This window comes from Paenibacillus sinensis (assembly GCF_019904155.1).
In the GTDB taxonomy this organism is placed as follows: domain Bacteria; phylum Bacillota; class Bacilli; order Paenibacillales; family Paenibacillaceae; genus Paenibacillus_AQ; species Paenibacillus_AQ sinensis.
The window spans coordinates 1-14,665 of the sequence record NZ_JAHCMB010000232.1 but is presented as its reverse complement, the minus strand read 5'-3'; the positions used below and the strand labels follow the sequence as shown (position 1 = coordinate 14,665).

The window sequence follows — 14,665 nt, the reverse complement described above, 5'->3', positions numbered from 1 at the left end:
GTGAAAGCTTCGGGGAAGGCGGCGACGGATATGTACCCGGCGAGGGAGTCGGGGCCGTATTGCTGAAGCCGCTGTCGAAAGCGATCGCAGATGGGGACCAGATCTATGGGGTTATCAAAGGCACAGCCATCAATCATGGAGGAAAGACCAATGGCTATACGGTTCCCAGCCCCAATGCGCAAGGAAGTTTAATCGGCCAAGCCTTGAAGGAAGCCGGAGTGAATCCGCGGACCATCAGTTACCTGGAAGCTCATGGAACCGGAACGGTCCTGGGAGACCCGATCGAAATTACCGGATTGACCCGGGCTTTTGGGAAGGATACGGCGGACAGACAGTTCTGCGCAATCGGGTCGGTGAAGTCCAACATCGGGCATTGTGAAGGCGCAGCTGGAATAGCGGGATTAACCAAAGTATTACTGCAATTCAAGAACGGCCAAATTGCGCCGTCGCTCCATTCGAAGATGCTGAATCCGAATATAGATTTTAAGGAAACGCCTTTTGTGGTGCAGCAGGAACTGACGGAATGGAAGCGGCCGCGGATCGAAACCAATGGAGAGGTCAAAGAATACCCGAGACGGGCAGGGCTGTCCTCCTTTGGAGCCGGCGGAGCCAATGCCCATGTGATCATCGAAGAGTATATTTCCGATGAACGGGAAACGGTTGCGGTTAGTCCCGATCATCCGGCCATGATCGTATTGTCGGCGAAGAATGAGGAACGCCTGGAAGTACAAGTGCGGCAATTGCTAGGCGCCATTCAAGAGCAAGCCTTCACCGAAAAGGAGGTCAACGATATCGCCTATACGCTCCAGGTGGGGCGGGAAGCGATGGAAGAGCGTTTGGCTGTCATTGTAAGTTCCCTGAAGGAACTTCAGGACAAGCTGACCGGCTTCCTGGAAGGGAAAGACGATATCGAAGACCTGTACCGGGGACAGGTCAAGCGTAATAAGGAGACAATGGCCGTCCTCACTGCGGATGAAGACATGGTCCATACGATAGATGCCTGGATAAGTAAGAGGAAATACGGAAAGCTGCTGGATGTCTGGGTGAAAGGATTGAACCTGGACTGGAACCGGCTGTATCCCGGTGTCAAACCGCATCGAATCAGCCTGCCGACATATCCGTTTGCCAGAGAGAGGTACTGGGTTCCGGACAGCGAGACTGGAATCGCCAGTTTGACGGCATCCATAACCGGAACCGTGATCCACCCGTTAGTGCAGCAAAATACGTCCGACCTGACCGAGCAGCGATTTAGCACGACCTTAACAGGACAGGAGTTTTTCTTAACCGATCATGTGGTGAACGGGCAACGGGTTCTGCCGGGGGTCGCCTATCTGGAGATGGCGCGCGCGGCGGTGTCAGAGGCAACAAGAGAAAAAGACGGGACCGTCATCAGGCTGAACAACGTGGTATGGTCACAGCCGATCGTGGTGGGGGAACAACCGCTTCGGGTGCATATCGGGCTGTATCCGGAAGATGACGGGGAGATTGCCTACGAAATATACCGTGAGGATGAAGCGGACCCTGGCGAATCGGTTGTATACAGCCAGGGCAGAGCCACCCTCAGTCCGGCGGCAGGAAAACCGGTGCTAAATCTGAAGGCCCTTCAGGAGGAATGTCATCAAGGCCGTCTCACATCCGAAGCGGTGTATGAGGCATTTCGGGCGATGGGAATCGAGTATGGACTAGGGCATCAGGGGATTGAACAGGTGTATCGGGGAGAAGAGCAAGTATTGGCAGAGTTGTCATTGCCGATGTCGGTCCGGGATACCGAGGAGCAGTATGTTCTCCATCCCGGCATCATGGATGCGGCGCTTCAGGCATCGCTCGGGCTGCGGATGGACAGCGAAGATCGGAGGGCCGCATTGCCCTTTGCCTTGCAGGAGATCGAAATAATCGGCCCATGCATGCCGAGGATGTGGGCTTGGATTCGGAATAGCTCGAATAGTCAAGCGGGGGACCAGGTCCGGAAATTAGATTTTGATCTATGCGATGAGCAGGGCAATGTCTGTATTCGGATGAAGGAGCTTTCATCCCGGGTACTGGGGGGAGAGACTAGTTCGCTCGAAGCCCAGGCAGCCCCAGGGCTATTGATGCTGGAACCCGTCTGGGAAGAACAAGAGATTACCCGCCAAAGTCCGGGTATCGCCGCTTATGCTCAACATCTGATTATTCTGTGTGGACTGGGCCGCGTTACCTCGGAAGCGCTGGAAGAACGGATGAAAGGAGTGCGCTGCGTCTGCTTGCAATCCCCGCAGTCCGGTATTGCGGAACGCTTCCAGAGCTATGCGGCCCGAATCTTTGAAGAAATTCAAAGCCTCATCAAGGAGAAGCCGAAGCAAGAGGTTTGGATTCAAATTGCGGTCCCGAATGAAGGAGAACGGGAGCTGTTCACCGGTTTGCTCGGGCTTTTGAAAACCGCACAGATTGAGAATCCCAAATTGCACGGCCAATTGATTGAGGTGGAAGCGGATGAAGAGGCGGACGGGCTGCAAGAGATCCTGGAAACCGGCAGTGGCAGCAGCGAGCGTCATATTCGCTATCAGTCGGGCAAGCGGCTGGTTGCCGGGTGGAAGGAAATAGAGGTGCAGCCGGAAATCGTCGAACTCCCCTGGAAAGACCAGGGGGTTTATTTAATTACCGGGGGAATGGGCGGTTTGGGATTGTTAATGGCCGAAGAGATTGCCCATCGGGTCCAGGGAGCAGTGCTGGTGTTAACCGGCCGATCTGCGCTCAACGAGGCGAGACAAGCCCAATTGAAGGAGCTTGAACAGCTGGGTGCACATATCGAGTACCGGCAGGTCGATGTAACGGATAAGCAAGCAGTAACCGCCTTCATACGAAGCCTACAGGAACAATTCGGAGGAATTCACGGCATCATTCATAGCGCCGGAGTGATTAAGGACAATTTCATCATTAAAAAGACGAAAGAGGAATTCGAGGAAGTATTGGCTCCCAAGGTCGCCGGATTAGAGAACCTGGACCAGGCGAGTCAGGATGTGGGCTTGGACTTCTTCATTCTCTTTTCTTCGTTGACAGGAAGATTGGGGAACATAGGGCAGGCCGACTATGCAACCGCCAATGCCTTTATGGATGCTTACGCCCATTACCGCAACGAACTGGTTCGATTGAAACAGCGCCAGGGGCGGACGATATCCATCAATTGGCCGCTGTGGCAAGCGGGCGGAATGAGTGTTGACCAGGAACGAGAACAGTTGATGAGACAGAACACAGGGATGATCCCGATGCAGACTCAGACAGGAATCCGTGCATTGTATCAAAGCCTGGCATCGAGAAGAGAACAGGTCATGGTGATGGAAGGAAACCTGGTTAAAATGAAGCCAAAACTGCTTTCGGCACCCGCTACGCCGGAATCGAAAGAAGCTTCTAATACACCCACATCTCCGGTCAGCGGCTTCACGAATAACTTGCTTGATAAAGTACAGAAAGCCTTAGTACAGATTATGTCAAAATTGTTGAAGGTCAAGAGCGAAGATATTAGTTCAGATGTTGGTTTGAATGAATACGGGTTTGATTCGATAACATTTACTCAATATACCAATATCATCAACCAGGAATATCAACTAGAACTTACTCCAACAATATTTTTCGAATATTCCACCCTGGATAGCTTTGCAAAATACTTGATCCAAGAACACCAAGCTGCTTTGGTAAGTAAATTTGCTGTAATATCTCATATTACGGTTCCGTCGTCAGGGAAAGAGAACATAACTGAAATCAAACTGCTTTCCGATAACAGACAGCGCTCGCGGTTTGCTGGAACCCATACCCAATCCGCACCCCAATCGAAGCCCAAAGCTTCGGAACCTATTGCAATTGTAGGCATTAGTGGAGCATTTCCTATGGCCGGGGATTTGAATGAATTTTGGAGTAATCTGGCGGCAGGGAAGGACTGTATCAGCGAGATTCCAGAAGAACGCTGGGATTGGCGTAAGTATTTTGGTGATCCAGCTAAAGAAGCCAATAAAACCAATATTAAATGGGGTGGTTTTATTGAAGGAATCGCTGAGTTTGACCCGCTGTTTTTCGGGATATCGCCGCGGGAAGCTGAACTTATGGATCCGCAGCAACGCTTATTGATGACTTATGTTTGGAAGGTGATTGAGGATGCGGGATATTCAGCTCAAAGCCTCTCGGGAACCCAAACCGGAATATTTGTCGGAACGGCCAATAGTGGATACAGCGGATTAATATCCCAGGCGGAGGTGTCCATCGAAGGATACAGTTCAACCGGTGCAGTCGCTTCGATGGGACCGAATCGGATGAGTTATTTCCTGAATATTCATGGCCCAAGCGAGCCCGTCGAAACCGCATGTTCGAGCTCACTGGTAGCGATCCACCGGGCAGTGAACGCCATTGAGTCCGGAAACTGTGAGATGGCGATTGTTGGAGGAATTAACACGCTCGTGACGCCGGAGCCTTATATTAGCTTCAACAAAGCTGGAATGCTCTGTGAGGATGGACGGTGTAAGACTTTTTCAAACCGCGCCAATGGCTATGTGAGAGGGGAAGGAGTAGGGATGCTCTTTCTGAAAAAGTTAGGGGATGCGGAACAAGCCGGCGATCATATTTACGGTGTGATCCGGGGTACATCCGAAAATCATGGGGGACGGGCAAATTCCTTGACGGCGCCTAACCCGAAAGCACAAGCTGAACTGTTGAAAATGGCGTACACGAAGGCTGGTATTGATCCAAGAACTGTTACCTATATCGAAGCCCACGGAACAGGAACTGAACTTGGTGATCCGATTGAAATCAGCGGTTTGAAAACAGCATTTAAGGAGTTATCTCAGACCACTGGAGATTCCGAGAGCATGGATGCTTATTGTGGATTAGGTTCGGTGAAGACGAATATTGGTCATTTGGAATTGGCTGCAGGTGTGGCCGGAGTAATAAAAGTACTAATGCAAATCAAACACAGAACGCTGGTTAAAAGCCTTCATTGTGAAACTGTTAACCCATATATTCAACTTCAAGACAGCCCTTTTTATATTGTACAAGAAACTAAAGAATGGAAATCCATACAAGATGCCAAAGGCCAAGATGTGCCTCGCAGGGCCGGGGTAAGTTCTTTTGGATTCGGCGGGGCAAATGCCCATGTGGTAATCGAAGAATATATCCCCAAAGAGCGGGAAAGGGTTGCGGTTAGTCCCGATCATCCGGTCATGATGGTATTGTCGGCCAAGAATGAGGAACGCCTGGAAGAGCAAGTGCGGCAATTGTTATCCGCAATTCAAGAGCAAGCATTCAGCGAACAGGAGATCATCGATATCGCCTATACGCTCCAGGTGGGGCGGGAAGCGATGGAAGAACGTCTGGCCGTCATCGTGAGTTCCCTGAAGGAACTCCAGGACAAGCTGACCGGTTTCCTGGAAGGGAAAGACGATATCGAAGACTTGTACCGGGGGCAGGTCAAACGTAATAAGGAGACGATGTCTGTCTTCACTGCGGATGAGGACATGGTCAATACGATAGATGCCTGGATAAGTAAGAGGAAATATGGAAAGCTGCTGGATGCATGGGTGAAAGGATTGAGCATTGACTGGAACGGGCTATACCCCGGCATCAAGCCGCATCGAATCAGTCTGCCGACATATCCTTTTGCCAAAGAGAGGTACTGGGTTCCAGAAAGGATGAAACAATCAGAAACTACTTCCATATCATCGCAAAATTATGTTCGATGGGATGATGACTTTTATGAACAATTAATTGATCAAGTAATAGATGATTCTATTAGCGTTGATCTAGCGGTTCGGAAAGTAAAAGAAGTTATGGGAGGTTAGTTATGGATAGTTTTCTAAAGTACGTTCTAACTGAGGTAAAAAACGGGCGATTGTTGAAAGCAGAAGCTTTAGACTTGCTGCGTCAATTTAATACTCGAATTGTTAGCGATAAATCTGATTTTTTCCATCCGTTATTGCAGCAAAATACGTCCGACCTGACCGAACAGCGATTTAGCACGACCTTAACAGGTCGGGAGTTTTTCTTAACCGATCATGTGGTGAACGGGCAACGGGTTCTGCCGGGGGTCGCCTATCTGGAGATGGCGCGCGCGGCGGTGGCGGAGGCAACAAGAGAAGAAGACGGGGCCGTCATCAGGCTGAACAACGTGGTATGGTCGCAGCCGATCGTGGTGGGGGAACAGCCACTTCGGGTGCATATCGGGCTGTATCCGGAAGATGACGGAGAGATTGCATACGAAATATACCGTGAAGATGAAGCGGACCCTGGCGAATCGGTTGTATACAGCCAGGGCAGAGCCACCCTCAGTCCGGCGACAGGAAAACCGGTGCTAAATCTGAAGGCCCTTCAGGAGGAATGCCATCAAGGACGTCTCACATCCGAAGCGGTGTACGAGGCATTCCGGGCGATGGGAATCGAGTATGGACCAGGGCATCAGGGGATTGAGCAGGTGTATCGGGGAGAAGAGCAAGTATTGGCAGAGTTGTCATTGCCGATGTCGGTCCGGGATACCGAGGAGCAATATGTTCTCCATCCCGGCATCATGGATGCGGCGCTCCAGGCATCGCTCGGGCTGCGGATGGACAGTGAAGATCGGAAGGCGGCATTGCCCTTTGCCTTGCAGGAGATCGAAATAATCGGCCCATGCACGCCGAGGATGTGGGCTTGGATTCGGAATAGCTCGAATAGTCAAGCTGGGGACCAGGTCCGGAAATTAGATCTTGATCTATGCGATGAGCAGGGCAATGTCTGTATTCGGATGAAGGAGCTCTCATCCCGGGTATTGGGGGGAGAGCTTAAGAACGACGACATGTCGCCAGTTGCCTCAGGGACTATGATGGTAACACCTGTATGGGATGTCATCTCGACAAAATCAGGTCAAGCTTTTTCGCTCTCCAATGAACGGGTATTGATCGTTGGAGGGAATGCGGATCAGCAAAACGCCATCAAGCAATACTTTTCAAATGCACATATTCTTGAAATTGGATTGAATGATCATATAGACGAAATCACCCAACAACTTGAGCCGCATGGAACGGCAGATCATATGATATGGATTGCTCCCTATCGTTCATTAAATTCCATAATCGAAGACTCCTTGATTGAAGAACAGAACCGAAGTATCCTCCCGATATTCAGAATGATTAAAGCCTTGCTGCAATTAGGATACGGTGAAAAAAATATGAACTGGACTGTGATCACCACACAGTCTCAACCAATTCATAAAAATGATCAGGCAAACCCCATTCATGCGGGGATTAGCGGGCTAATCGGTTCGATGGCTAAGGAATATACGAATTGGAGAGTACGAATAATTGATTTCGAAGAGGATTGCAAGTGGCCGATTGATGAAATGTTCAAGTTGCCGTGGGACCCCCGCGGAAACCCCATGGCATACCGGGGCCGGGAATGGTATCGGCAGAAGTTGCTTACTATCCAACCCGTTAAAATGGTCCAAACCTCATACAGGAATGAAGGCGTCTATGTAGTAATCGGAGGCGCAGGCGGGATTGGCGAAATCTGGACGGAATACATGATTCGCACTTATCAGGCACAGGTCATTTGGATTGGCAGACGGCAAAAGGATGAACGGATTCAAGCTAAACTAGATAAGCTTGCAAGCTTGGGAGCAACACCGCAATACATGGCAGCCGATGCGACAGATCGGAAGGAATTGCAACAAGCCTATGAAGAAATTAGGCGGAAATATACCCGGATTCATGGAGTCATTCATTCTGCACTCGTGCTATCAGACCATAGTCTGGATAAAATGGAAGAAGAACAATTCTTGGCCGGGCTTTCGGCTAAAGTTGATATAAGTGTACATATCGCTCAAGTTTTTCAACAAGAACCATTGGATTTTGTCATGTTTTTCTCTTCGTTCAACGCATTTACAAAAGCTTCGGGACAAAGCAACTATGCGTCCGGCTGTACATTCGAGGATGCTTTTGCCCATCAACTATCCCTGGAATGGCCATGTGCAGTGAAAGTGATCAATTGGGGATATTGGGGGAGCTTCGGAATTGTCGCTTCAAAAGCTTATCGGGAACGAATGGAACTGGCGGGCATAGGATCGATCGAACCGCCGGAAGCCATGGCAGCTTTGGAGACACTTCTGACAGGACCGCTTGACCAAATGGGATTGATCAAAACTACAAAATCCATTGATTTAGAAGAAATAGAACCAACGGCGGAATGGGTTGCGATCGATCCGGATCATTCGGAATCAAGACTTGAAAAAATATTGAATAACACGCCAAACAAAGGCCTAGAGATTGAGGTGTTGAGCGCTTCGGAAAACGTAGCGATGCAAGAAATGGAGAGTGTCCTCCATAGACTGCTATTGGGTCAACTGCAATCGATGGGAATGCTAATGACTAGAGATTTGAATATTCACGACATCAAGACGAGAACGGGATTATTGAGCATATATGAACGCTGGCTGGAAGAAAGCTTCGCCGTACTGGAGAAGAACCATTATCTGCGGTTAGTTGAAAAACATGACGCGTTCAATGAATCAACCTTGATGGACATGGACTCCATATGGCGAGAGTGGTCTCAAAAGAAGAGTGCATGGATGGAGCATCCGAATCTGAAAGCTCAAGTGAATTTGGTAGAACAAACAATACAGGCGTTACCGGAGATTCTTACCGGCAGCGTACTTGCTACAGATATTATGTTTCCTAATTCCTCGTTGAAATTGGTGGAAGGAATATACAAAAATAACCTGGTTGCGGATTACTTTAACGGCGCGTTGGCCGATATGATCATTGCGAATATTGAAGAACGGTTGCGGCAAAATCCGTCTGCGCGAATTCGCCTGATTGAACTTGGAGCAGGTACCGGGGGAACCAGCAACGTAATCCTTCGGAAACTTGTTCCTTATCGGGAGCATATCCAGGAGTATTGTTATACAGACATCTCAAAGGCGTTTTTAATGCATGCGGAACAAGAATATGGACCAAGCAACCCTTATCTGACATGCCGACTTTTCAACGTGGAGGAACCCGCCGCCGGTCAAGGGATTCGGATCGGTGAATATGATATCGTCATTGCTGCGAATGTACTGCATGCTACCCAAAATATTCGGCAAACGTTGCGTAATATTAAAGCAGTCCTACGGAAAAACGGGTTGCTAATATTAAACGAAATAAGCAGGAATTCGCTATTCACCCATTTGACTTTCGGTCTTTTAGAAGGATGGTGGCGCTATCAAGACCCGGACTTACGCATTCCAGGATGTCCCGGCTTAACTTCTGAAGCTTGGCGCAAGGTTTTAGAAAATGAGGGCTATACATCGGTTCACTTTCCAATTCAAGCCGAACATGATTCGGGGTTTCAGATTATTGCAGCTGAAAGTAACGGAGTTGTGCGGCATAAGCAGCAGATTCATTCAAAGGCTAAGCCGGTAAACACAAGCGCAGAGAAGCTCGTGTTAGGTTCGGATGCGCCTCAATCGAAAGCTCCCCAGGAACAAACGGGAGAAGTTGCCTCGGATTTACTGCGGGAGAGAAGCACCTCGTATTTTAAAAGAATAGTTGGGGAAACTCTAAAGCTGCCCAGCCATAAGATAGATTCAACAGAGCCTTTGGAAAAGTATGGAATTGATTCGATTTTGGTTACGCAGCTGACGAATAACTTGCGTAAAGGGTTTAGTAATGTAAGCAGTACCTTGTTTTTCGAATATCAAACCATTGATGCTTTAGTAGAACATTTCCTGAAAACTCAAAAGGAGTCATTGGTTGAATTAGCAGGTTTAGAGCAAAAAGATGTTGATAAAGAGAGCACGAGTATCGCTAACAAATACGTCCCGGTATCATCAATGCATATTCAGACGGGGATGAAACAATCAAGACGTCTCCGCCAAATCGGGGATCGGAAATGGACAAGACCGGAGTCAACAATTCCGGCGGTTCAAGACATTGCTGTAATCGGTCTTTCGGGGCGTTACCCGGGGGCTGGTAACATGCATGATTTTTGGAATCGACTAAAAGCGGGGCAGAATTGTATTTCCGAAATTCCCGGGGAGCGCTGGAACTGGAGACAATATTATAATGCCGAGAAGGGGAAAAAGGGGTCAATCTATACGAAATGGGGAGGTTTTATTGAAGATATGGATAAATTCGATCCATTGTTTTTCAATATTTCCCCAGCCGAAGCCGAGAAAATGGACCCTCAGGAGCGGCTCTTTCTTGAAGTAGCTTATGCCAGCATTGAAGATGCCGGGTACACAACGGATAATCTTTGCAATAGCCGTAAAGTTGGCGTATTTGTTGGAGTTATGAATGGAAATTATCCGTCAGGTCACAGCTACTGGTCAATTGCTAACCGGGTTTCTTACTTGTTTAATTTTCAAGGTCCGAGCATGGCTGTGGATTCAGCTTGTTCCTCTTCGTTGACAGCGATCCATTTGGCCTTGGAGAGCCTGTCCAGCGGCAACAGTGAATGTGTAATCGTGGGTGGAGTCAATTTAATCGTTGATCCCGTTCATTATATGAGACTATCGGGAAAGACGATGCTCTCGTCAACGGATCAATGCAAGTCGTTTGGAGGGCTTGCCGATGGCTTTGTTGACGGCGAGGGAGTCGGGGCCGTATTGCTGAAGCCGCTGTCGAAAGCGATCGCAGATGGCGACCAGATCTATGGGGTTATCAAAGGCACAGCCATCAATCATGGAGGAAAGACCAACGGCTATACGGTTCCCAGCCCCAATGCGCAAGGAAGTTTAATCGGTCAAGCCTTGAAGGAAGCCGGAGTGAATCCGCGGACCATCAGTTACCTGGAAGCCCATGGAACCGGAACGGTCTTGGGAGACCCGATCGAAATTACCGGATTGACCCGGGCTTTTGGGAAGGATACGGCGGATAAACAGTTTTGCGCAATCGGATCGGTGAAGTCCAACATCGGGCATTGTGAAGGCGCAGCCGGAATAGCAGGATTAACCAAAGTGCTACTGCAATTCAAGAACGGCCAAATTGCGCCGTCGCTCCATTCGAAGATGCTGAATCCGAATATAGATTTTAAGGAAACGCCTTTTGTGGTGCAGCAGGAACTGACGGAATGGAAGCGGCCGCGGATCGAAACCAATGGAGAGGTCAAAGAATATCCGAGACGGGCGGGGGTCTCCTCCTTTGGAGCCGGCGGCGCCAATGCCCATGTGATCATCGAAGAGTATATTTCCGCAGAACGGGAAACGGCTGCGGTTAGTCCCGATCATCCGGCCATGATCGTATTGTCGGCGAAGAGTGAGGAACGCCTGGAAGCGCAAGTGCGGCAATTGCTAGGCGCCATTCAAGAGCAAGCCTTCACCGAAAAGGAGGTCAACGATATCGCCTATACGCTCCAGGTGGGGCGGGAAGCGATGGAAGAACGTTTGGCTGTCATTGTAAGTTCCCTGAAGGAACTTCAGGACAAGCTGACCGGCTTTCTGGAAGGGAAAGGCGATATCGAAGACCTGTACCGGGGACAGGTCAAGCGTAATAAGGAGACGATGGCCGTCCTCACTGCAGATGAAGACATGGTCCATACGATAGATGCCTGGATAAGTAAGAGGAAATACGGAAAGCTGCTGGATGTCTGGGTGAAAGGATTGAACCTGGACTGGAACCGGCTGTATCCCGGCATCAAGCCGCATCGAATCAGCCTGCCGACATATCCCTTTGCCAGAGAGAGGTACTGGGTTCCGGACAGCGAGACTGGAATCACCGGCGGCTTGGCGGCAGCCATAACCGGTACCGTGATCCACCCGTTAGTGCAGCAAAATACGTCCGACCTGACCGAGCAGCGATTTAGCACGACCTTAACAGGACAAGAGTTTTTCTTAACCGATCATGTGGTGAACGGACAACGGGTTCTGCCGGGGGTCGCCTATCTGGAGATGGCGCGTGCGGCGGTGGCAGAGGCAACAAGAGAAAAAGACGGAGCCGTCATCAGGCTGAAAAATGTGGTATGGTCACAGCCGATCGTGGTGGGGGAACAACCGCTTCGGGTGCATATCGGGCTGTATCCGGAAGATGACGGAGAGATTGCCTACGAAATATACCGTGAGGATGAAGCCGGTCCTGGCGAATCGGTTGTATACAGCCAGGGCAGAGCCACCCTCAGTCCGGCGACAGGAAAACTGGTGCTGAATCTGAAGGCCCTTCAGGAGGAGTGCCATCAAGGACGTCTCATATCCGAAGCGGTGTATGAGGCATTTCGGGCGATGGGAATCGAGTATGGACCGGGGCATCAGGGGATTGAGCAGGTGTATCGGGGGGAAGAGCAAGTATTGGCAGAGTTGTCATTGCCGATGTCGGTCCGGGATACCGAGGAGCAATATGTTCTCCATCCCGGCATCATGGATGCGGCGCTCCAGGCATCGCTCGGGCTGCGGGTGGACAGCGAAGAAAGGAAGGCGGCATTGCCCTTTGCCTTGCGGGAGATCGAAATAATCGGCCCATGCACGCCGAAGATGTGGGCTTGGATTCGGAATAGCAGTACCAGTCAAGCGGGGGACCAGGTCCGGAAATTAGATCTTGATCTATGCGATGAGCAGGGCAATGTCTGCATTCGGATGAAGGAGCTTTCATCCCGGGTACTGGGGGGAGAGACAAGTTCGCTCGAAACCCAGGCAGCTCCAGGGCTATTGATGCTGGAACCCGTCTGGGAAGAACAAGAGACTGCCCGCCAAAGTCCGGGTATCGCCGCTAATGCTCAACACCTGATTATTCTGTGCGAACTGGGCCGTGTTACCTCGGAAGCGCTGGAAGATCGGATGAAAGGAGTGCGCTGCGTCAGCTTGCAATCCCCGCAGCCCGGTATTGCGGAACGCTTCCAGAGCTATGCGGCCCGGGTCTTTGAAGAAATTCAGAGCCTCATCAAGGAGAAGCCGAAGCAAGAGGTTTGGATTCAAATTGCGGTCCCGAATGAAGGAGAACGGGAGCTGTTCACCGGTTTGCTCGGACTTTTGAAAACCGCACAGATTGAGAATCCCAAATTGCACGGCCAATTGATTGAAGTGGAAGCGGATGAAGAGCCGGACAGACTGAAAGAGGTCCTGGAAACCAGCAGCGGCAGCAGCGAGCGTCATATTCGCTACCAGTCGGGCAAGCGGCTGGTTGCCGGGTGGAAGGAAATAGAGGTGCAGCCGGAAATCGTCGAACTCCCCTGGAAAGACCAGGGGGTTTATTTAATTACCGGGGGAATGGGCGGCTTGGGATTGTTAATGGCCGAAGAGATTGCCCATCGGGTCCAGGGAGCGGTGCTGGTGTTAACCGGCCGATCTGCGCTAAATAAGGCGAGACAAGCCCAGTTGAAGGAGCTTGAACAGCTGGGTGCACATATCGAGTACCGGCAGGTCGATGTAACGGATAAGCAAGCAGTGACCGCCTTCATACGAAGCCTACAGGAACAATTCGGAGGAATTCATGGCATTATTCATAGCGCCGGAGTGATTAAGGATAATTTCATCATTAAAAAGACAAAAGAAGAATTCGTGGAAGTATTGGCTCCCAAGGTCGCCGGATTAGAGAACCTGGATCAGGCGAGTCAGGATGTGGAATTGGACTTTTTCATTCTCTTTTCTTCGTTGGCAGGAAGATTGGGGAATATAGGGCAGGCCGACTATGCAACCGCCAATGCCTTTATGGATGCTTACGCCCATTACCGCAACCTGTTGGTGGCCGGAGGAAAGCGCCAGGGGCGGACGATATCCATTAATTGGCCGCTGTGGCAAGCGGGCGGAATGAGTGTTGACCAAGAACATAAAGAGCTGATGGATCACAATACCGGAATGATGGCTATGCACACCAAGACCGGCATCCAGGCTCTATATCAGAGTATGGCATCCGGGAAGGGCCAGATCATGGTAATGGAAGGCCATGTTGCTAAAATGAGGCAAAAGTTGTTGGAAATCAAACCTGCTTCCGTACAATCGATCAGCGGTTTAGCAGAACAGGAGCCGGAAAAGACCCCTAACAACTTACAAAATCAGGTGCAAACCGATCTAATCCGAATTGCGGCCGAATTACTTCAGGTCAATCAGGCGAATATCGATGCTAGCGTAGCGCTGACCGAATATGGATTTGATCCGATCACCGTGGCTGAATTTTCCAATAGGCTCAATGATGAATACTCATTTGACGTTGCCCCAACCTTATTCTTTGACTACTCAACGCTTCATCTCATGACGGATTATTTGATAGAAAAATACGGCGATATCCTCATAAAGAGATATCGAATTGAGAATGCGAGCATGACTTCTTCCACAGAGGATAGCCCAAGAGCAGTAACAGCCGGGGAAGAGCTCCTTCACGAAAAAACCGTGAATTATTTAAAGAAAATACTATCCTCGGTCATCAAGCTGCCTNTCGATTCGATCATGGTTATGCAATTAACGAATCAATTGGAAAAAGTGTTCGGTTCCTTGTCGAAAACCTTGTTTTTTGAATACCAGAACATTCAGGAGCTAGCCAGATATTTTCTTGAGATGCACCGGGAGCAGTTGCAGAACCTCTTGGGGATTGAAGAAAAAGTCACAACAACGATGATTCCGGATGAAGACAGTGGGATGAACAGTGTGAGAATTGCGCCTAAGAACCACAGACGCAAACGGTTTGCTTCATATACTGAATCTCCTGCTGGATCTCCCGCCGAGAAAGGGAATGAGGCAAGCGACATTGCCATCATTGGGGTTTCGGGGAGG

2 protein-coding genes and 2 pseudogenes are annotated in these 14,665 nt (G+C 49.8%); all 4 read left to right on the top strand.

The features are described 5' to 3' along the window. Nucleotides 1–5,801, top strand: a 5,801-nt coding sequence (locus KIH86_RS27820) for an SDR family NAD(P)-dependent oxidoreductase (RefSeq protein WP_407672364.1), incomplete at its 5' end; no start/stop codon positions are given. 2 nt (nucleotides 5,802–5,803) lie between these two features. Continuing rightward, nucleotides 5,804–7,981, top strand: a pseudogene (locus KIH86_RS30310) (SDR family oxidoreductase); the annotation flags it as partial. Between the two features lie 279 nt (nucleotides 7,982–8,260). Further along, nucleotides 8,261–12,637, top strand: a pseudogene (locus tag KIH86_RS30305) (beta-ketoacyl synthase N-terminal-like domain-containing protein); the annotation flags it as partial. Continuing rightward, nucleotides 12,611–14,665, top strand: a 2,055-nt coding sequence (locus KIH86_RS30300; RefSeq protein ID WP_456094032.1) for an SDR family NAD(P)-dependent oxidoreductase, incomplete at its 3' end; no start/stop codon positions are given. The pseudogene KIH86_RS30305 and the gene KIH86_RS30300, both read left to right, overlap by 27 nt.